This is a genomic window from Nocardia sp. CA-128927, from assembly GCF_050955855.1.
GTDB lineage: Bacteria > Actinomycetota > Actinomycetes > Mycobacteriales > Mycobacteriaceae > Nocardia.
This window is the reverse complement of the sequence record NZ_CP192087.1, coordinates 6,513,950-6,537,134: the sequence shown is the minus strand read 5'-3', so window position 1 is coordinate 6,537,134 and position 23,185 is coordinate 6,513,950. Positions and strand designations below refer to the sequence as shown.

Below are 23,185 nucleotides of genomic sequence, written 5' to 3'. Positions count from 1 at the left end.
CTGTGTTGACAATCGAGCTCGAGCGCGCCGAAGCCGCGGCGGTGATGGACCTTTCCACGGCTGTCGCCGAAGTACGCCGACAGCTGACCGAGAATGCGCTGCTGCGTCACCTCCGGCTATCCGCGGCGCAGCTCCCCGCACGTGTGCGCGGGGCGATCGACGAGTTCCGCTACGACGAGGATCACGGTGTCCTGGTCGTTACGGGCCTGCCGATGGACGAGGAAAAGCTGCCCGACACCCCGGACCGGATATCCGCCACCGGTGTACCGGCGCCGTCACCTGCGCACGATATGGCCTTCCAGCTGTTCGCCGCGCTCCTCGGTGATCCCGTCGGTTGGGCGACCCAGCAGGACGGCCGAATAATGCACGACATATACCCGGTGCAGGCGTTCGATGCGGACCAGATCGGCTGGGGGAGTGCGACGGAGCTGGAATGGCATACCGAGGACGCCTTCCACCCGTATCGCACCGACTACCTGGGTTTGATGTGCATTCGGAATCGGGACCAGGTGGAAACCACGTTCGCGGAGATGCGAGATCTGCGACTGGCCGACAGTGACGTCGAGCAATTGAGCAGGCCCCAGTACCAAATAATTCCGGACGACTCGCACCTGGTATCCAATGGTGCGGCCGTCGACTTGGCGCACGACGGCGCGTTGCTGACCAAGAGTCGCCAGTTCGTTCGCGATCAACTCGAACGGCCCGAGCCGAGGCCTTTGCTTTTCGGCGATCCACGCAGTCCGTACCTGTGTGTCGATCCGTACTACATGCGGGAGCCGGACACCGCCGAGGCGGCGCAGGCGCTGGACGCGCTGGCGGGCGCGGTGCGCACCGCGATACAGGGTGTTTCCCTGCAGCCGGGTCAGATCTGCTTCATCGACAATTTCCGGGCCGTCCACGGCCGCCGGGCCTTCACGGCGCGGTTGGACGGAAAGGACCGGTGGCTGCGGCGGCTCAACATCGCGCGCGACCTGCGCAAGTCGCGTGACTGCCGGCTGTCCGCTGTGGACCGGACCATCTACTGAAACTGCCACTGCGCCATTCGGACCCGATAGTGAAGTGCCGGGGCTGATCACGATTTCTGCCGGACAGGCAGAGAGGAAGCGGGCACATGCCCGCTTCCAAGTTACCAGTTCGATTCACGATATGGAGGACAGTTTTGCGGCACGGTCGGTGTAGGAGAATGGCGCAGTTGGGAATTGGTGTCGTGACGATGTTTGCCGTCACAGGCTGTGTGTCGGCAACAAACGCAGATCCGGAGTACAAGACTTTCGTGTTCGACGGTGCGGAGCTGAACGTCGATTCACATGGCACCCCGACCGATCTGGTGCAGACGGACCGAACGGATATCCGGGTTACTCGCTGGTTCGACACGAAGGCCGTCGGCTCGGTGGAAAGTGGTTGGGAATTGACCGGTGGCACCCTGTCGTTGGTCGCCTCCTGTACCGGCTTGGCATTGTGCGATGCGAAATTCCAGGTGGAGGTGCCGGGTGGTCTGCGGGTGCTGCGGGACGGCCGGCAGACGGAATTGACGGGGAACAAATGATAGTGAACAAAAAGGGGGTCGCCGCATTTCTGATCGGGACCTTCGCCATCTCCTGGGCCTGGATGTTCTACGCCGGGCTGGTCCTGGATATTTCGCTGGTGAATCCGCTGGTACAGCTTCCGATCGCGGTGGCGCCCGCGCTGATGGCGGTGATCGTCCGCGCTTGGATCAGTAAGGAAGGTTTTTCCGACGCCGGGCTCGCACTTCGATTCAAGCGGGGGTGGGTCTACTATCTGGCCGCCTGGCTCGGACCGTTGCTGTTCGCGGCGGTGGGTCTGACATTGGCTGCGGCGCTGGGGCCGTGGACGGTGGACCTTTCCCCACTCGACGACCTCATCCCGGTGCAATCCCCATGGGGATCGATGGTCATCTGGCTGCTGGTGATGATCCCGCTCATGCCCGTCTTCTGGGGTGAGGAGTTCGGCTGGACCAGCTATCTGCGGCCGCGTCTGTTCCCGGACCGGCCGTTGCTGTCGGTGGCGGCAACGGGGATCATTTGGGCGGTCTGGCACTACCCGCTTGCTTTTGTGGGGTATATCCACTTCGGGAATATCTTCCTCGGCTTGCTGATCTGGACGATTTCCTTCTTGTGTCAAGAGGTGATCTTGGCCTGGCTATACCAGCGCAGCGGCAGTATCTGGACGGCGAGCCTGGCGCACGCGGGAAACAATCTGGTGCTGTTCATGTTCGTCGGTTCGTTGATGACGGGGTCTACCGCTCTGGTCGTCACGACATTCGCCACGATTCCCCTGGCGGTATTCGCGGCCTGGATCGTTTTCAGCGGGGGCCTCGACAAGCTGCAACCCCAGGCGAGGGCCGTTACCGTTCGCGGCCGGGTGCACAGCTGATCCTGTAGTTCCGTCCGCGCGCCGTGTTCGTCAGCCCACGCTGAAGCGCCGTCGTTTTCCGTGGAGTCGATTACTCCCGGAGGGCGACAGGTGCGGCGTGGGCTGGGAACGGCACATCAGCATTTCAGTATTACGCCATTGCGGCGCCAAGACTTGAAGAACCGGTGGGTCGGCAGCCCTACTGATCATGGGCGAGAGGAAATACTCCAATGGTTGAGCAACGTGAGCTTTGTCTGGATCAACTGTTCTCCGAACAGGCGGCCAGGACGCCGGACCGAGTGGCGGTGGTATGCGAGGGGACGTCACTTACCTACGCCGAGCTCGACGCCAGAGCGGAACAGCTCGCCCGGACGCTCGTCACGCAGGGGGCGGCGCCGGAAAACTTTGTCGCGCTGGTGATGCCGCGCTCGGCGGAACTCATCGTCGCGATGGTGGCGGTGCTCAAGACCGGAGCGGGCTATGTACCCGTGGACCCGGAGTATCCCGCCGACCGCATCGGGTATGTCCTGCACAGTTCGACGCCGGTTCTTGCGATCACGACGACCGATACGCACGAGAAAGTGTCCGCGGTCGAAACGACCGTGCCGTGGCTGGTACTCGACGGCCCGGAGATGAATGATCGTAGAGAAAGCGACCAGTCTCGGAAATCTGTGTGGCGGTCCTGGCACAATCCCGCCTACGTCATCTATACCTCCGGCTCCACGGGGCGGCCGAAAGGCGTGGTGATCCCACATCGCAACGTGGTGCGACTCTTCGAGTCGACAAAGCATTGGTACAACTTCACCGAAGACGATGTGTGGCCGCTGTTCCATTCACCCGCCTTCGACGTATCGGTGTGGGAGATCTGGGGCGCTTTGCTGCACGGCGGACGTCTGGTTGTGGTTCCGCACGCGGTGACACGGTCGCCGGCAGATTTCCTGCGGCTGTTGGTGGATGAGCGGGTGACCGTGCTCAATCAGACGCCGTCGGCGTTCTATCAGCTAATGGCGGTCGATCGGGAAAACCCCGCGCTCAGTCAGGCCCTGACGCTGAAGTACGTGTGCTTTGCCGGCGAGGCATTGGACCTCGGAAAACTCGGCGAGTGGTACGAGCGCCACCCGGATACCGCGCCGACCCTGATCAACATGTACGGCATCACCGAGATCACCGTCCACGGCTCCTACGTGGCCCTGGACCGGGTGAGTTCCGATCTGGCCGCCGGTAGCGACATCGGCGTGGCATTCCCTGACCTCGGCTTCCACGTACTGGACGAGAAGCTGCGACCCGTTCCGCTGGGCACGGCCGGCGAACTGTACGTCTCCGGTCCAGGGTTGGCTCGAAATTACGCTGCCCGTCCGGGCCTGACCGCCGAACGTTTCGTCGCGTGTCCATTCGACGACGCGGGGGACCGGATGTACCGCTCCGGTGACGTGGTCCGGTGGAATGGCGAAGGACGGCTGGAGTATCTCCAGCGCGTCGACGATCAGGTCAAGATCCGTGGATTCCGTATCGAGCTCGGCGAGATCTCCGGCGCGTTGATGAGGGATCCGTCGGTGGACCAGGCTGCGGTCGTCGTGCGGGAGGACGGGGCCGCGGGGCAGCAATTGGTCGCCTACGTCGTGCCGGCCGACACACCATCGGAGCCACTGACGCCCTCGCGGCTCCGGAACTTTCTCACCACCCAACTGCCGGGATATATGGTCCCCAGCGCTTTCCGCATGTTGGAACGCTTCCCGCTGACCATCAATGGAAAACTCGACCGAAAGGCATTACCGGCGCCGACTCGGCAAGACAGCGTCGAATCCGAACTGGTGGCCCCCCGCTCCGCCGTCGAAGCGAGCCTGGTCGAGATCTGGCAGGACGTGCTCGGCGTGCACGAGATCGGGGTGACGGACGACTTTTTCGAGATCGGAGGCGACTCGATCGCCGCGGTCCGCGTCCGGTCCCGGATCATGGTGGCGCTGAATACCGAGCTGACCACCTGGGCCATGTTCCAGGCGCGCACCGTCGAGAAACTCGCCGAAGCATTGCAGGCGGAAAGCGCCGGGCCCTCGACGGCGATCACGCCGACGACGCCTGCCAACTCGACCGAGCTGTCCTTCACACAACGGCGTTTCTGGTTCTTGCACGAGTTCACCCCCGGCTCACCCGAATACAACGTGCACAACGCGTTTCGCTTGCGTGGCGAGCTCGACGTGACAGCGCTGCGGCGAGCGTTACGCGAACTGGCCGTTCGGCACGAACCGCTACGGACCATATTCGACGCTGCCGATGGATCGGCCGTCGCACGAGTAGCACCGGCAGCGGAGGCGGAATTCCCGCTGTCGTTCGTGGATGTGGTGAAGTCCGGCGCGGATATCGAGGCGGAACAGGACCGGGTGTTGCGGCAAGAGGTCGGTCGCCCGTTCGACCTGCACCGCGGCCCGATGGCGCGGGCATGGCTACTCCGGCGCGGCGAACAGGATCACATCCTGGTGCTGGGGATCCATCACATCGCTACGGACGGTTGGTCTCTCGGTGTGCTCATCGAGGACCTGAACGCGTTCTATCGTGCCGCGCGCCAGGGACGAGCCCCCGAACTGGAGGCACTCGGGGCGCGCTATACCGACTATGCCGCCTGGCAGCGGCGCACGCTGAGTGCGGCTCGGCTGGCCCCGCAGTTGCAGTACTGGCGCGAACGGCTGGCGGGCCTGGCACCACTGAATCTGCCGACCGATTCGCCTCGTCCCGCCGTGCGGACCTCCGAGGGCACCGACTACCGGTTCACCCTGCCTCGTGGGCTCGTCAGCCGACTGAAGCAGCTGAGCGTCGCGAATAGGACGACCTTGTTCACGACGCTGCTCGCCGGCTGCGAGGTGCTGCTGGCCCGCTACAGCGGCCAGGCGGACGTGGCGGTGGGCACGGCCGTTTCCGGGCGGGACAGGCCCGAATTGGAGAGGCTGGTCGGATCCTTCATCAATACGGTCGTGGTGCGCTCCACGGTGGCAGGCGATGCGTCGTTCACCGACTTCCTCGGCCAGGTGCGGGCTGACGTGCTCGGCGCGTTCGCTCACCAGGACGTGCCCTTCGATCGACTCGTCGATGAGCTGGCCACCGAGCGCGATCCGAGCCGGACGCCGCTGATCCAGGCGATGGTGGTGTTGCAGAACACCCCGGCGCGGACGGTCGAGTTCGCGGGTGCGACCAGCGAACACTTCGTCCTGCCCCGGGTCGCGTCCATCTTCGATATCACCGTGGAGTTCACTGAGCGCGCTGAGGCGCTCGAGGGACGCATCGAGTACAACACCGGCCTTTTCGCGCCGGCGACGGTGGTGCGGATGGCCCGCCATCTCGAGATGTTGCTGGCGGGCGCGGTCGCTGAACCGGCCTGCCCGGTGGGCGAACTTCCGATGCTGACCATCGAGGAGACCCATCGGCTGCTGGTCGATTGGAACGCCATGGGCCGCGGGCTGGCTCCAGCCACGCTCACCGAGCTATTCTCCGCTCAGGTTGCCCGCACTCCGGCCAATGTCGCGATCAGGCACGGTGCAGAGACGTTGACGTACGTCGAGCTCGATGGCCGGGCGAATCGCTTCGCCCACTATCTGCAGTCGCGGGGCGTGTGCGCCGGTGATTGGATCGGCGTCTGCCTGGAACGCTCCACCGAGTTGTATGTGGCCATCCTGGGCATCATCAAGGCGGGAGCGGCTTACGTCCCGCTGGATCCTCGATACCCGGAAACCCGCCGCGCGTTCATGATTCGGGACTCCGAGATGGCCCTGCTCGTTACCGATCGGACGTTGGACGAAGGGCGGGACAGCGATGGGCCGCCCCGTGTCCTGGTAGATGGCGATCGCGCGGCCATCTATGCGGCGAGCGGCGGTCCGGTATCGGCCACGACAACCCCGGACAGCGCCGCATTCATCATCTACACCTCCGGTTCCACCGGGACCCCTAAAGGCACGCTGATCCCGCACCGGGGCGTCGACCGCATTACGCACTCGATCGCCGGCGTCGAAGTGGACGAGACCTGTGTGATCGCCCAGCTGGCTTCGGTGTCTTTCGACGCCGCCAGCTTCGAGATCTGGGGTGCCCTGCTCAATGGCGCCACGTTGGCCGTCCCCGCGCCCGGCGTGCTCGGCTTCGCCGAGCTGCGGGCGTTCCTGACCTCGCACCACGTGAGCACGCTGTTCCTGACCGCGGGCTTGTTCCACGAGGTGATCGACAGCGACCTCGAGGTGCTTTCGGGGCTGCGGCACCTGATCACCGGGGGTGACGTCGTATCCCCGCCGCACTGCCGCACGGTTCTCGAGAACTTCCCGGACCTGCGGCTGGTCAATGGTTACGGGCCGACCGAGACCACCACCTTTGCGACCTGCCACCCGGTCCGGCCCGAGAGGCTGACTTCCAGCGGGGTGCCGATCGGGCGGCCCATCGCCGATACCGATGTCTATGTCCTGGACAGCCGGCTGCGGCCGGTGGGGCAGAACGTCATGGGTGAGCTCTACGTCGGTGGCGAAGGCGTTGCCCAGGGTTATGTGAATCGGCCGGGGCTGACGGCGGCGCGTTTTGTCGCCGATCCCTTCGGCGCACCGGGTGCTCGGATATATCGGACCGGGGATCTGGTGCGCTGGAACGGTGCCGGAGTGCTGGAGTTCATCGGGCGCGGCGACGACCAGGTCAAGATCCGCGGTTTCCGGATCGAGCTCGGTGAGGTGGCGGCGGCACTGACCCGGCACTCGGCGGTGAGCCGGGCCGTGGCGGTGGCCGCGAAGGGAGCCAACGGCGCGACCCGGCTGGTGGCCTACGTCGTGCCGACCGCCGGTATGGCTGCTCCCGACACCGGCACCCTGCGCGAGTTCAGCGCCGATGAGTTGCCCGCCTATATGGTGCCGTCGGTGTTCGTCGTCCTCGACGAGCTACCCCTGACAGCGAACGGCAAAGTCGATCGGCGGGCGCTGCCCGCCCCGACGGTGGCCGACTCGGACGAATCTCGCTACATCGCTCCCACCACTCCCGCCGAGCAGACCCTGGCCAGCATCTGGGCCGAGGTGCTCGGCGTGCCGAAAATTGGTACCGGGGACAACTTCTTCGACCTCGGCGGAGACTCCATCATCAGCCTGCGGGTGGTGGCGAAGGCCCGCAGGGCCGGTCTGCGAGTGACTTCGCAGGACATTTTCCGCAGGCAGACCATCGCCGCGCTGGCGCAATATGCGCAGCTCGAGAAGCCGGCCGAGACCAGTTCGGCGCTGGTGAGTGGTTGGGCGCCACTGCTTCCCATCCAGCACTGGTTGTTCGAGCAGCGCTCCGTCTCGGCGATGTTCAATCAGTTCGTTACGGTGACGCTGCAGGCGGATGTCGACGAGGCTGCCTTGCGATCGGCCCTCCACGTCCTGCTGGAACAGCATGATGCGCTACGGATGCGGTTCACCAACGACGGTGGACGGTGGTCACAGGACACCGCGCAGCGGGAAGACGCCCAGGTCTTCATCAGTGTCGATCTGCGAGAGGTGCCGGACGACGGCATCGACGCAGCGGTCGAACGGCATTCGGCGGCAGCGCAAGTCGGCCTGAACCCGGTCTCCGGGCCACTGTTCCGGGGCATGCTGTTGCACTTCGGCGCGCGGCGACCGGCGCAGCTGATCCTGGTCGCGCACCACCTCGTAGTGGACGGGGTGTCGTGGCGCATCCTGCTGGCCGATCTCGCCACCGCCTACCAGCAGCTCCGGCGCCGGAAAACCGTCGACCTCGGCCCCAAGACCACCTCCCTGCTGGACTGGGCACGAGCACTCGCGGCACACGTCGAGACCGGCGGTTTCGACGATGAGCGGGATTTCTGGATCGGCCTGGCGGACAGCGACCGGCCCGTCCTGCCGATCGACGCGGACGGGGACAACATGATCTCGGCTACCCGTGAGGTGCGGGTCCGACTGGACGAAACCACCACCCGAGCGCTGCTGCGGGACGTGCCAAGCGTCTACCGCACCGAGATCAACGACGCGCTGCTGACCGCGCTCGCCCGCACGCTGTGCGACTGGGCCGAGCGGGATCAGGTCCTGATCGCCCTCGAGGGGCACGGGCGCGAAGAGCTGGTGGAGGGTATCGATCTGACCGGCACGGTCGGGTGGTTCACCTCCTACTTCCCGGTGCTGCTGGATGTCGCGGGCACTGCCGAATGGGACGGCCTGCTCAAGTCCGTCAAGGAACAACTGCGCGCGATTCCGCGCCGCGGGCTGGGATACGGCGCCTTGCGGTACAACGGCGGCGCACCGGAGTTGGTCGGGCAGCAGGCGCCGCAAGTGAGCTTCAACTACCTCGGGCAGTTCAACGGCTCGACCGAGGACAACGATTTGTACCGCTCGGTGTCCGAGGTGTGCTTGCGGCAAGGTCCCGGCGCTCTTCGGCTACACCTGCTCGACATCGTCGGGCAGGTCAGCGACGGCCGGATGGAGTTCATCTGGTCCTACTCGGCGCATCGCCACCGGCACAAGACGATTCAACGGCTGGCAACGGAGTTCGCGGCGAACCTGAAGCACATCGTGGCCCACTGTGCCGCGCCCACCGCGGGCGGCCGCACGCCGTCGGACTTTCCCGGCAGCGGCTTGGACCAGGCGGCTGTGGATGCCCTGGTGGGCGACGGTCGGGCGGTCGAGGACATCTACCCGCTGACACCGATGCAGAGCGGGATGTTGTTCCAGAACCTCATGGATCCGGGCCACGCGACGTATCAAGAGCAGTTCAGCTTCGCTCTGGAGGGCGTGCACGAACCCGCCTTGCTGGCGACCGCGTGGCAGCGTGTCATGGACCGCATCCCGGTACTACGGACCGCGCTGCGCTGGGACGGGCTGGCCGAACCGCTCCAGGTGGTGTACACCGACGTCGAAGTGCCGGTCGCGCAAGTGGATTGGAGTACGACGCCGACCGGAGAGCAGCAGCGGGCATACGCGGACTATGTCGCCGCGGACCGACTGCACGGCCTGGATCTGAAAGCCGCCCCGCTGATGCGGCTGACCTTGGCTCGTCTCGGCGCCGAACGCGTGCGGGTGATCTGGACCTTCCACCACATGTTGCTGGACGGCTGGAGCGTCATGCAGGTGTTGTCCGAGGTGTTCAGCGAGTACACGGCACTCATCGACGGAACTCCGTATATTCCGCCGGCCCGCCGGCCCTACGCGGAATACGTAGCGTGGCTGCGTCGACAGGATGTGGCCGCACCGGCCGCGTACTGGCGCGACGCGCTGGCGGGCTTTTCGGCGCGCACCGCACTGCCCTTCGATCGTCCGCGCACCGATGAGCACCGGATCACCGAACCTGCCGAGTACCTGGTGCGGTTGCCCGAGGAACTGACCCGGCGGATATACGCGACCGCGAAGAACATCCGCGTAACCGTCAACACCCTGCTACAGGGCTCCTGGGCGATTCTGCTGGCCGGCTACAGCGGCGAAGGGCAGGTGTGCTTTGGGTCGACGACGGCCGGCCGGCCCACCGACCTCGACGGCGCGGAGTCCATCATCGGGCTGTTCATCAACACCCTGCCTGTAGTCGTCACGGTGGACTCCGAAGCGAGCACGTCGACCTGGTTGCAAGCGTTGCAGGACGAGCAGACCACCGCTCGCCAGCACGATCACATTTCGCTCGCCCAGGTACAGAGCTGGGCCGGACAGGGCACTGCGACAAACTTGTTCGACAGCCTGCTGGTTTTCGAGAACTACCCGATCGACTCCGATACCGCGAAAACGTATGGCTTGCAGCTGCGCGACATCGAGGCCAGCAACAGCACCAACTATCCGCTGACCGCGACGGTATACGCGGACGCGCAGCTCACCGTCTTGCTGAATTACGACGGCGGCGTCTTCGACCCGAGCACGATCGAGCGGTATGCCGGACACCTCGAGGCAGTGCTGACCAGGATCACCGAGGACCCGCGGCAGCCGCTCGGTGCGCTCTCGGCTGCCCTCGGTGCGCCTACCGGCGCGCGGCATCGCGCCGAGGCGCAGGCACCGGAAACCGGTGCGGCCCATGACGAACCCCTGACGGCCGGGTATGTGGCACCGCGGAATCCCACCGAAGAGGTGCTGGCCGGTGTCTGGTCCGAGGTGCTCGGCGCCGACCGAGTCGGCATCCACGACAACTTCTTCCGGCGGGGCGGCGACTCCATCACCAGCTTGCGTTTGATGTCGCGGATCGGCCGCAGCTTCGGCGTGGACGTCTCGCCGAGGGACTTCTACGACGCTCCGACGATCGCTGATCTGGCCGGTCATCTGGAGGACCGGATCCTCGCCCTGCTCGAGCAGGAGAACGAAGTGGCGCGCGACTGACGCCAGACCGGCCACACCCGCACGAGCTCATCCGACCCGGCGAACACCGAGGACACCATGAACCACGCCCTGTCACGTGCCGACCGTATGGCGGCCCTGCCCGAGGATCTGCGCGAGCAGCTGCGTCAACGGCTCGCCGGGCGCGCGGCACCCGACCGCAACGACGAGATCCCGCGGGAGTCCCGTGAGCGTCCGCTGCCACTGTCGGCCGCTCAGGAACGTCTGTGGTACATGGACGAACTCGAGCCCGGCAGCATCGAGTTCAACACCACCCGGGTCCTGCGGCTGCTGGGGGATCTGGACACCGCCGCATTGACTCGTGCGCTGGGGCAGGTGGTGCAACGGCACGAAACCCTGCGCACCACTTTCACCGCCGAGGACGGACGCGGCAGGCAGGTGGTGCACCCCGCCGGCGCGGTTCCGGTCGATACCGACGATCTCTTGAGCCTGCCGGAGTCCGCGCGCCGGGACGCGCTGGAACGCATTCTGGTGGCGGAGGCGCGCCGGCCCTTCGATCTTCGCCGCGGTCCGCTGTTCCGGGTCCGGCTGCTGTGCCTGCACCCGCAGGAGCACGTACTCGTGCTGAACATGCACCACATCATCACCGATGGCTGGTCGCTCGGCCTGCTGACCGGGGAGTTGTCCGAGCTGTACACCGCCGAGCTGGCCGGGATCGAGGCGACGCTGCCGGAGCTGCGGACGCAGTATGCCGACTTCGCCGTCTGGCAGCGGACCCAGCTCGCCGGCACCGCGCTGCGGGAAAAGCAGGACTATTGGCGCGAAAAGCTGCGCGGTCTTGCGCCGCTGGAGCTGCCGACGGATTTGCCGCGCCCGCCGGTCCGGACATCGGCCGGGGCCGTCCAGCACTTCGAGGTCGCGCCCGGCGTGGTCGAGCGATTGCGAGAGCTGGGTCGCGACAGCGGGGTCACGCTGTTCATGTCCCTGGTCACCGCGGTGCAGCTGCTACTCGCCCGCTGGACCGGTCGGCAAGACATCGCCGTGGGCACCGCGACGTCGGGTCGCGGCCGGGTCGAGACCGAGAACTTGATCGGCTTCTTCGTCAACACCGTCGTGCTGCGATCCCGGATCGACGAAGCGCAGCCGTTCAGTGAGCTGCTGAAGGAGGTGCGCTCGACCGTATTGGATGCTTTCGCACACCAGGACGTGCCCTTCCAAAACGTCGTAGACGCCGTACAGCCGGAGCGCGACCTCAGCAGGCCCGCCCTCGCCGAGGTCGTCGTCAACCTGCACAACACGCCGAGCCGGTTCACGCAGCTACCGGGCCTGCGCCTGGAAGAGCTGCCGCCACCGGTCGTCAGTGCCAGCGCTGACCTCGCCGTGGACTTCTTCGAACAGGACGGCGCGCTGACCGGTCACCTGTACTACAACACCGACCTGTTCACGGCCGCGACCGTGGCACGGATGGCCGGGCACCTGACGACGCTGCTGCATGGGATCGCGGAGAACCCCGGCGCAGTCGCGGCGGAGCTGCCCATGCTGCCGCAGGCCGAATACCGCAGGCTGACTCGACAGTGGCCGGTGCGTGGCGCCGGCAGCCGGCCGCGCACCGCACCGGAGCTGTTCGCCGAGCAGGTCGCGCGTGACCCGGCAGCGACGGCGTTGATCTGGGACGACGTCACCGTCGATTACGCGGAATTGGACGCGCGCGCCAACCGCATGGCGCGGCTGCTCCGCGCGCGCGGAGCGGGTCCGGAGACGACCGTGGCCGTAGCGCTCCCTCGATCGGTCGACCTGGTCGTCACCATGGTGGCGGTGTTCAAGAGTGGGGCGGCCTACCTTCCCTTGGACCCGAAGAACCCGGCCGAACGGCTGGAATACATTGTCGGCGATGCCGCGCCCGCGTTGGTGGTGACCTCCGCCGGCTTCGACCGCCCCCTGCCGGGCGAGGTATCGACGATCGACCTGACGGACCCCGAGACCGCCGTCGTCTTGGCCGGGCTGTCGTCGCAGGCCTTGACCGCGAGCGAACTGCCCGTCCAGCTTCTGCCGTCGCACCCGTCCTACGTCATCTACACCTCCGGTTCCACCGGGCGCCCCAAAGGTGTGATGGTTACCCATACCGGCATCCACGGCATGGTGGATGCCCAGGTCGAGCAGCTCGGCGCGGGGCCGGGTGCGCGGGTGCTGCAATTCGCCGCGATCGGCTTCGACGCGGCGATCTGGGAGTGGGCCTTCGCGCTGCTCAGCGGCGGCGCACTGGTGATCGCGTCGCAGGACCAGGTCATGCCCGGCGAGCCCTTGATCGAGCTGGTCGATCGGCACGGCATCACGCATGTCACGCTGCCCCCGAGTGCCCTGGCGGCGCTGCCCGAGGACAGTCTGCCCGCGAGCCTCACGGTGATTGTCGCGGGCGAAGCGTTCCCACCGGGCCTGGCCCGAACCTGGTCGGCCCGCCATCGGTTGATCAATGCCTACGGGCCCAGTGAGTCGACAGTGTGCGCGACGATGAGCCAAGCCCTCGCTCCGGACGACATCGGCGATGTTGTCAGCATCGGATACCCGCTCCCGGGTATTCGCGTCTATCTGCTGGATGCCCGGTTGCGTCCCGTGCCCGTCGGCGTGCCCGGCGACATGTATCTCGCGGGCGACGGGCTGGCCCGCGGTTATCTGGGTCGGCATGATCTCACCGCGCGGCGGTTCGTCGCGGACCCCTACGGGGCGCCGGGTGAGCGGATGTACCAGACCGGGGATCGGGCGCGTTGGCTCCCCGACGGTGCCCTGGATTTCGTCGGCCGCACCGACGATCAGGTCAAGCTCAGGGGCTTTCGCATCGAACTCGGGGAGGTCGAGTCCGTCTTGTCCCAGTACGAGGGCGTCAGCGCCGCCGCCGTGGCGGTCAAACAGGACGACCGGGGAACTCGAAGGCTGGTGGCCTACGCGGTCCCCGCTCGGGCCGGCGGGGACCAGTCCGACAGCGCGACAGAGTCCGCGGAGGTCGTCGCGGGCCTGCGTCAGTTCACTCGTGCCCGGCTGCCCGAGCACATGGTGCCCGGATTGTTCGTGGTCATGGACGCACTGCCGTTGAACGCCAACGGCAAGGTCGACCGGCACGCGCTGCCCGACCCCGAACCCGATCTGCGGCACGGACTCGGTGCGAGCCAGGTGGCACCGCGGAATCAGGTGGAGAAGGAGCTCGCCCGGATCTGGTCGGAGTTGCTCGGCGTCGATCGGGTCGGTGTCGAGGACAACTTCTTCGAGCTGGGCGGCGACTCCATCCTGAGCCTGCAGGTGGTAGCGCGCGCCCGGGATGCGGGGCTGCACCTGACCGCGAAGCAGACCTTTCTCCGCCAGACGATCGCCGAACTCGCGGCGGAGGCGGGCACCGTCGCCGAACCCGCCCGAGTTGTCGACGCCGACCAAGACGTGGTGACCGGTGACCTGCCGCTGACCCCGATCCACCACTGGTTCTTCGACAACCTCACGGAGAGCCTCGACCGGTTCAACCAGTCGATGCTGCTGGAGCTGACCGAAGACGCCGAGGTCGAAACGCTGCGTCGAGCAATACGTGCCCTGGTCGAGCAGCACGACGCGCTGCGGCTGCGGGCGACGACACCCGGTGCCGGGCAATGGCAGCTGCACAACGCTGCCGTCGAGCACAGCGAGATCCTCACCGTGACCGACCTGTCCGCGGGCACCCACGAGCAGCAGCAGTCGGCGATGCGCTCGGCAATGGCCCAGGCGCAGACCGGGTTCGACCTGGCGGCCGGCCCGCTGCTGCGTGCTTGCCTGTTCCAGCTCGGCGCGACGGAACGACCCCGGCTGTTCGTGGCCGTCCACCACTTGGCTGTGGACGGCGTGTCCTGGCGCATCCTGCTCGCCGACCTGGCCCGGGCCTATCGACAGGCCGGCGACCAGGGCGAGGTGGAGCTCGGTCCGAAGACGACCTCCTTCCGCGAGTGGGCAACCCGACTCGACCGGTTCGTGGCAGCGGACGGCTTGGCCGGCGAACTGGATTACTGGAAAGCGGTGGAGGCGAAGGCCGGCACGGTGTCCCGGCTACCGGTGGACGCCCACGGTGCCAACACCGTGCAGACAGTGCGCTCGACGTCGTCCTCGCTGAGCCCGGAAAGCACCGAGGCGCTGCTCCGCGAGGTGCCGCATACCTACCGCACCCAGATCAACGATGTCCTGCTCAGCGCGCTCGGTCAGGTGCTGTCCGAATGGAGCGGCGGGGACCGGGTCCTGCTGGCCCTGGAGGGGCACGGTCGTGCGGATCTGTTCGACGATGTCGATACTTCGCGCACTGTCGGCTGGTTCACCACGCTGTTTCCGGTGGTGCTGACGATCGATACGGCGGCAGGCTGGGGCAGCGTGCTCAAATCCGCCAAGGAACAGCTGCGGGCGATCCCGAACCACGGCCTGGGATATGGCGCGTTGCGCTACCTCGGCGGGGCGGCCGGCGACCTCGGCCGCGGTCCGGTGCCCGAAGTCGGGTTCAACTATCTCGGCCAGTTCGACACCTCGGCAGAGACGTCCGATCTCCGAATCCGGGTCCTGCCCAGCGAGGGCGTGGAGCGCAGTCCGCACCAGCATCGGCAGCAACTGATCGAACTCAACGGCTGGGTGCGGGACGGCCGACTGGAGTTCAGCTGGTCGTATTCGGTTGCGCTGCACCGACCGGAGACGATCGAGCGCCTCGCCGCCGCTTTCGTCTGCGCACTCGAGCAGATCATCGAACACTGTGCCGAGCCGGGCGCGGGCGGTGTCACACCCTCGGACTTTCCGTTGGCCGCACTCGACCAAGCCACGCTGGACCGGATTGCCGGCAACGGCCGGGCGATCGAGGACATCTATCCGCTCACGGCCACCCAAAGCGGCATGCTGTTCCACGCGCTGCAGGAGTCCGGACGGGATATGTACACCGGATACTTCGGGATGCGGGTGGACGGCGTCACCGACCCCGACGCGCTGGTCTCGGCATGGCAGCGAGTCGTCGATCGCACTCCCGCACTGCGGACTTCGGTGGTCTGGGAAGACGTTCCCGCGCCGCTGCAAGTCGTGCATGCGCACGCCCAGGTACCCATTACCCACCTCGACTACCGGGCGCTGCCTGCGGACGAACAGCGCCAGGCGCTGGACCGGCTGTGGCAGCAGCGCGAAGGCGAGGCGCTGGACCTCGCCACGGCTCCGCTGCTGCGACTGACCATCGTGCGGCTGTCCGACAGCACCGTGCAGATGTTCTGGTCCAGCCACCACATGCTGGTGGACGGCTGGAGCTTCGGCGCCGTGCAGTCGGACGTGTTCGAGGAGTTCGGGAGGCTGACCGGCCGCCCCGTCGGCACACCCGCGATGCGACGTCCTTATCGGGACTACGTGGCCTGGCTCGCCGGCCAGGACGGCGCGCAGGCGCAGCAATATTGGCGTCAGGTTGTGGCGGATTTCACGGCGCCGACCCCGTTGCCGTACGACCGGCCCAAGCTCGGGACGCATGCCGTTCGGTCCTCACGGGAACTGCGGCGGACCCTGTCCACGGCTCGTTCGCGCAGGCTATACGAGCATGCCAAGAACATGCGTTTGACGGTGAACACCCTCGTGCAGGGCGCCTGGGCGCTGCTGCTGTCCCGCTACAGCGGCGAGCAGCAGGTGCTGTTCGGCGCCACGGTATCCGGTCGGCCCGCGACGCTGGCCGGTGCGGAATCGATGATCGGTCTGTTCATCAATACGGTCCCGGTCCGCGCCGCCGTCGACGGCGAGCGACCGATCACCGAGTGGCTGCACGACATCCAGCTCTCCCAGCTCGATGCCAAGCAGTACGAGCATGTTTCGCTGACCGAGATCCAGCGGATCGGCGGGGTGCCCGGCGGCGGCACCCTTTTCGACAGCATCGTCGTGTTCGAGAACTACCCGTTCGATAGTGCGGCAGCGGCCGCATACGGACTGCGCGTGCACGACGTTCTCGGCGACGAACACACGAACTACTCGCTGACCCTGACTGCCCATGCCGGTACGGATCTGTTGCTCGCGCTCGGATACGACCCCAACCTGTTCGACGCCGAAACCATCGAGCGGATGGCCGGTCACCTCGACACCATCCTCCAGGCATTCGTCGAGCAGCCGGACGCGCCGGTGGCCGAGACACCGATTCTCCCGGCGGCGGAGCGCCGGCAATTGCTGGTGGAATGGAACGACACAGCTGTCCATCGCGCACCGGCGCGGCTGGTACACGAGGTATTCGCCGATCAGGCGGTTCGGACGCCGACGGCCGTCGCGGTCCGCGACGGCCGGGGCGAGCTGAGTTTCGCCGAGCTGGACAGTCGATCCAACCAGGTGGCGCATCACCTGCTCGGCCTCGGCGTCGGGACCGAGACGTTGGTAGGTGTCTGCCTGGACCGCGGTGTGGACGCGGTCGTCACTCTGCTGGCGGTGTTGAAGGCCGGCGCGGCCTTCGTTCCGCTCGATCCGGACTACCCGCCGCAGCGACTCGGGGTAATGCTGCACGACTCCGCCGCACCGGTGATCGTGACGGAAGACCGGCTACGGGACCGGATCACCGGCCACGACGCCGCGATCGTCTTGCTGGACGGCGACGGCGACGAACTTGCCGCGCAGCCGACCACAGCCCCGGTGACCGCGGTGACACCCGACGATTTGGCCTACGTGGTCTTCACGTCGGGAACCACCGGCAGGCCCAAGGGCGTGATGGTCGAGCATCGTCACGTGCACCACATGGTGCGGGCCTGGGACGAGCGCTACGGGCTCACCGAGCTCAGACCGCGCGCACTGTCGGTATCCAGCCTGTCGGTCGATCTGTTCTTCGGAGATTTCCTCCTGTCGGCACTGTTCGGCGGCACGATGACGGTGTGCCCGACCGAGGCGGTCACAGATCCGGTGGCATTGGCGGATCTGCTGCTGAGCACCGAAGCGGAGCTCATGGTCACCGTGCCGACGTTGGCCAAGGCGCTGGTCGACGAGTTCGCCTACCGAGGCACTCGACCGGATTCTCTCCGAGTCCTGATGGTCGGCTCGGAGGGCTGGCCCGCCGAGGACGCGAAGGCGGTAGCGGCGGCACTCGCCGCGCGGACCGTGGTGGTCAACGCCTACGGCGCGACCGAAACCACGGTCGACTCCGCGGTGTTCCAGCTCGGTATCGATCCGATCGGGCAGGCGGCGTTCGTCCCGGTCGGCCGGCCGCTGGCCGATACCCGGATCTATGTTCTCGATCGCGAGATGCGCCCGGTGCCGGTGGGTGTCGTGGGGGAGTGCTACATCGCAGGCGATGGCGTCGCGCGCGGCTATCTGAATCGGCCGCAGCTCACCGCCGAACGGTTCCTGGACGATCCTTTCTCGGGCCACGACGGCGCGCGGATGTATCGCACGGGCGACCTCGCGCGCTGGCGGGCCGACGGCAATCTCGAGTGTCTGGGCCGGGCCGACGATCAGGTGAAGGTCAGGGGGTTCCGGGTCGAACTCGGCGAGGTCGAGGCGGCCTTGGCCCGTCATGCCCAGGTCGCGGCCGCGGCGGCGGCCGTCGGGCGCGATGACGCCGGGCGCGGCCGGTTGATCGGCTACGTCGTGCCGGTCGGCGGTGCTGTCGCGCTCGACAAGGCAGCACTGCAAGCGTTCCTGTCGGATCAGCTGCCCGCTGCCGCGGTGCCCACCGGGTTCGTCGTGTTGGATGCGCTGCCGAAGACGCCGAGCGGAACCGTGGATCGGCGCGCGTTGCCCACCCCGGCTCTCGACATCGACCCGGGCACACCATATGTCGCGCCACACACTGCCACCGAACGCGCGTTGGCCGTGATCTGGGCGGAGGTGCTCGGTGTGCAGCAGGTCGGCGTCGACGACAACTTCTTCACCCTCGGTGGCGACTCGCTGCTGAGTATTCGCGTGATCTCGCGGATTCGTACGGCGCTGGGTGTCGCGCCTTCCCCCCGGCAGTTGTTCGACACCCCGACCCTGGCCGGACTGTCCGCCGCGATCGACAACGGCCTCGGCCGTGCTGCCGAGCAACTCCAGCTCTCCGCAGTCGATCGGCAGGGACCACTCCCGCTGTCGTTCGCTCAGCAACGGCTCTGGTTTCTCAACGACTTCCACGCGGAGGACACCGCATACAACACGGTGTACGCATTGCGGCTGAGCGGAGAGCTGGACACCGAAGCTTTGCACCAGGCGCTCGACCAGATAGTCGCCAGGCATGAGCCGCTGCGCACCACCTACGACGCCGTCGACGGCCGCGGTGTCCAAGTGATCCACGCGCCGACGCCGACCGCGCTACCCCGGACAGATCTGTCCGCGATCCCGGACAGCGAGCGCACGGCCGCCGTACGGGAAGCGGTGAGCCGCATGACCGCCGTTCCGTTCGACCTGCGCCGCGGTCCGGTGATCCGCATGCGACTACTCCGGCTTGGCGAACACGAGCATGTCCTTGCGCTGGTGATCCACCACATCGCCACTGACGGATGGTCGTGGACTGTGCTGGCTGAGGAACTGGGCACCTGCTACGCGTCCGCCTCGCGCGGCGAACGGGCGCAACTGCCCCCGCTCACCGTGCAGTACGCGGATTATGCTGCCTGGCAACGCAAGTGGCTGGCGGACTCGTCGAGGCGCGCCGACTTCGACTACTGGCGTGACCAGCTGGCCGACCTTCCCCCGCTGGCACTGCCCACCGATCGACCGCGGGCCGCGGTGCGTTCCCGTGCCGGTGCCCTGCACAGCTTCGAGCTCTCGGCCGATATCCTGGCCGGCCTCGAAACGGTGGCGCGCGCTCAGGACGCCACGCTGTTCATGGCATTGACGGCGGCGGTACAGGTCCTGCTGGCGCGCTATTGCGGGCAGGACGACATCACCGTCGGAACGCCGACTTCGGGTCGCAACCGGCGGGAGCTGGAGCCGCTGATCGGATGCTTCCTGAATACCGCGGCGTTACGGTCCCGGGTCGACGAATCGCTGTCCTTCGGCGAGTTCCTCGCGCGGGTGCGTTCGACCGTGCTGGAGGCGTTCGTGCACGACGAAATGCCGTTTGACCAATTGGTGGAGCGCCTGCGACCGGAGCGAGATCCCAGTCGTACACCGCTGGTAGAGGTGATGGTGAACCTGGGTGACGACAGATCATCCAGCCCCCGGCTGCCAGGTATCGAGGCAACGGAACTCACCTTCGTGAGCGACGAGGTCGGGCACGACCTGAGCTTCACCTTCGCGAAACAGCAGGGCACGTTGGCGGTGGTGATCGGTTACAGCACCGCGTTGTTCGATATCGGGACCATTCAGCGGATGGGCGAGCACCTTCGAACAACATTGAGCGGCGTGCTGACCGAGCATCGCCGGCTGGCCGAACTGCCACTGCTGAATGACTCCGACCGCCGGATGGTTGTCGAGCAGTGGAACAGCACGGCATGCCCGCCGCCGCACACCACCGTTGTGGATCGCATCGCGGAACAGGCTGCGGCGACGCCGGAGCTGTCGGCACTGATAGGGCCGGATGAGCCGGGCGGACTGACGTTCTCGGAGTTGAATGCCCGCGCCAACCGACTGGCCCGCCACCTCATCTCCGGCGGGGTCGGCCCGGAAGATGTGGTGGCGGTCAAGGGTTCCCGGACCACCGAAACCGTGGTGTCGATACTCGCGGTGCTCAAAGCTGGAGCGGCGTATCTGCCGGTGGACCCGGACCTGCCCGCCGAGCGGCTCGGATTCATGCTGCGGGAAGCCGCGCCGAAGCTGGTTCTGGTCGGCTCCGGGGACCCGGATGGTCTGCCGGGGGTGCCCGCCGAGGTGCCCTGCGTGCGGTGGGACGATCCCGAAGTCGTCGCCGCGCTGCCCGGTCTCCGGAGCAGCGATGTGACCGACGCGGACCGGCGCTCGCCGCTACGAGATCAGAATGCGGCCTACGTGATCTTCACGTCGGGCTCGACCGGTCGCCCGAAGGGTGTGGTCGTCGAGCACCGGAGCATGGCCAACCTGTTCACCGACCGGGAGTCCTTGTCGCGGAACGAATCCGGCGCACGGAACCGGATGCGGGTGGGTCTCACTGCGACGATGGCGTTCGACACCTCGGTGGAAGAGCTGACGTTGCTGATCGGCGGCGATGAGCTGCACATCATCGACGATCTGACCCGGCGGGATCCCGAGGCGCTGGTGGCGTATGTGGACGAGCACCGTATCGACCACCTGCACGTCACGCCCACCCTTGCTCGCGAGCTGACCGTCGCGCAGCTACTGACCGGGCCGGCGCACCGCCTTGAGCGGCTGGTGCTGGGCGGCGAGCCGGTGGACGACAGACTGTGGCAGCAGGTGGCGGCCGCCCCCGACACGATCGGTTACAACAGCTACGGCCCCACCGAGTGCACCGTCTACACCCACCGCGCGCGGATCGATGCTGCGGCCGGCCCGCACATCGGCCGGCCGCGGGCCAACACCAGGGCGTATGTGCTCGACCGCTATCTGCGCCCGGTTCCTCTCGGAGCTCCGGGAGAGTTGCACGTCGCGGGGGTCCAGCTGGCACGTGGTTACCGGAACCGGCCAGGTCTGACGGCCGAGCGGTTCGTGGCAGACCCCTTCGGCGCGCCCGGCGAGCGGCTGTATCGCACCGGAGACGTGGTGCGCCAGTTGGCCGATGGGACGCTCGAAACACTCGGCCGCACCGACGACCAGGTCAAGGTGCGTGGCTACCGGATCGAACTGGGGGAGATCGAGCAGGTCCTGGCGAACCACCCGCACGTCACGCAGGCCGCGGCGGTCGTGCGCACCGGCGCTACCGAGGCACGGCAGATCGTCGCCTACGTGACGGCGGCAGAAGCGCTCGATTCGCTGGTCGACGAGCTCCGGCATCGGGCGAGCAGCGTGCTACCGAACTACATGGTGCCTGCGGCGTTCGTTGTGCTGGACGAACTACCCCTGACTTCCAGCGGGAAGATCGACCGCAAAGCGTTGCCGGCACCGGAGCCGAACGCGGTGGCGACGGTCGGATATGTCGCGCCGCGCACGGAAGTCGAGACGATCCTCACCTCGGTCTGGGCCCAGGTTCTCGACGTGGAACGGGTCGGCATCGAGGACAACTTCTTCGGTCTGGGTGGCGATTCGATCCTCAGCATCCAGGCGGTACACCGGATCAGGCAGGCGGGGTTGGCGGTCACCTCGAAAAACCTTTTCCTGAATCAAACTGTCCGGCAGCTCGCGACCGTGGTGACTGCGGTGGAAAGCAAGTCCGGAACGGACCGAGCGGCTGTCGTCGGCCCCGTGCACCTGACGCCGATTCAACGGGAATTCTTCGCCGCGGAGCCGGCCCAACCGCATCACTTCACCCAGTCGGTGCTGCTGGAACTGGCCGAGGGCGTGGACGAAGCGGCGCTGCGTGCCGCGCTGGCCGTGATGCGCGAATGGCACGACGCGCTGAGAATGCGCTACGAACATCGGGACGGTGGCTGGCGGCAGCATTGCGAGCCGATAGAAACCGGGGTCGACCTCCTGCGTCGACACGACCTGTCCGCGCTGCCGGAGCCCGAGCGCACCGCGACCGTACAGAGTTTGGCGGTTCGAGCCGATGCGGGCCTGGATCTCGCGAGCGCTCGGCTGCTACAGGGTCTGCTGTTCGACTTCGGCCCGGAACAGCGGCCGTGGCTTTTCCTCACCATTCACCACCTGGTGGTCGACGCGGTGTCGTGGCGCATTCTGCTCGACGACTTGGCGGTCGCCTACCAGCAGGTGGTGGACGGTAAACGGATCGACCTCGAGGCCAAGACCACGTCGTTCCAGGAATGGTCCGAACGGCTCGGCCGCACGGTCGCGGCGGGCGGGTTCGACGAACAGTTGCCGTATTGGACCGCGTTGCCGCAGGGAGGACCGCTGCCCACCGATGGTGACGGCCCGAATGTGGTGGGCTCCACCAGGACTGTGTCCGCGTCCTTGGCCGAACAGGATAGCGAAGTGCTGCTGCGGAAGTCGGCCGGCGTGTTCCGCACGCGCGTCAACGAGGTCCTGATCGCGGGTCTGGCCCGGACCCTCGCGCAGTGGACCGGGGAGCAGCAGGTCCTGATCGACCTGGAAGGACACGGCAGGGAGGACATCTTCGACGAGGTCGATCTGTCCCGGACGGTCGGCTGGTTCACCACGCGCTTCCCCGTCTGCCTCGACACCGCCGCGGCCGACGATTGGCCCGCCCTCGTGAAGTCCGTCCGGCGACAGCTTCGAGCGGTTCCGGACAAGGGACTCGGCTACGGCGCGCTGCGCTATCTGAGCGCTCCGACCGCTCCGGGCGCGGCGCTGGCCGACCGCACGGATGCGCCGGTGGTGTTCAACTACCACGGCAACGTCGACGGCATGGCATCCGCCGACGACCACGGGCTGTACCGCGGGGCCTTGCCCTCGGTAGGCCAGGGGCGAAGTCCGGACGCACGGTCGAGCCATTTGCTGGAGGTCGTCGGTCTCATCAGCGACGGAAAGTTGCAGTTCACGTGGCACTACTCGAAGAACGTCTTCGAGCGGGCCACCATCGAGCGAGTGGCTCAGGACTTCCTGGATACGTTGTCCGCCTTGGCCGCTCATGTCGGGCGGCGGTGACT

General features: G+C 66.8%; 5 protein-coding genes. All 5 read left to right on the top strand.

Annotated elements, in window-relative coordinates:
- The first annotated feature begins 2 nt into the window (after positions 1 to 2).
- Complete coding sequence (gene gntD / locus ACQPW1_RS30210) at positions 3 to 1,025, top strand: guanitoxin biosynthesis L-enduracididine beta-hydroxylase GntD (RefSeq protein ID WP_433655170.1); 1,023 nt, start codon at positions 3 to 5, stop codon at positions 1,023 to 1,025.
- A gap of 158 nt (positions 1,026 to 1,183) precedes the next feature.
- On the top strand, positions 1,184 to 1,546 hold the full coding sequence (locus ACQPW1_RS30205; RefSeq protein ID WP_433655169.1) for a hypothetical protein: 363 nt from the start codon (positions 1,184 to 1,186) through the stop codon (positions 1,544 to 1,546).
- 62 nt (positions 1,547 to 1,608) lie between these two features.
- Positions 1,609 to 2,394, top strand: a complete 786-nt coding sequence (locus tag ACQPW1_RS30200) for a lysostaphin resistance A-like protein (RefSeq protein WP_433655168.1) — start codon at positions 1,609 to 1,611, stop codon at positions 2,392 to 2,394.
- A 209-nt stretch (positions 2,395 to 2,603) separates the two neighbouring features.
- Entirely contained in the window at positions 2,604 to 10,670 is an 8,067-nt protein-coding gene (locus ACQPW1_RS30195; RefSeq protein WP_433655167.1) for an amino acid adenylation domain-containing protein, read from the top strand.
- Positions 10,671 to 10,727: 57 nt separating this feature from the next.
- Positions 10,728 to 23,183: an amino acid adenylation domain-containing protein gene (locus tag ACQPW1_RS30190; RefSeq protein WP_433655166.1), complete on the top strand. Its 12,456-nt coding sequence runs from the start codon at positions 10,728 to 10,730 to the stop codon at positions 23,181 to 23,183.
- Positions 23,184 to 23,185: the final 2 nt, after the last annotated feature.

Coding starts and splice junctions, on each gene's coding strand:
- ACQPW1_RS30195 (WP_433655167.1), top strand. CDS start 2,604: ATGGTTGAGCAACGTGAGCTTTGTCTGGATCAACTGTTCTCCGAACAG.
- ACQPW1_RS30205 (WP_433655169.1), top strand. CDS start 1,184: ATGGCGCAGTTGGGAATTGGTGTCGTGACGATGTTTGCCGTCACAGGC.
- ACQPW1_RS30190 (WP_433655166.1), top strand. CDS start 10,728: ATGAACCACGCCCTGTCACGTGCCGACCGTATGGCGGCCCTGCCCGAG.
- ACQPW1_RS30200 (WP_433655168.1), top strand. CDS start 1,609: ATGTTCTACGCCGGGCTGGTCCTGGATATTTCGCTGGTGAATCCGCTG.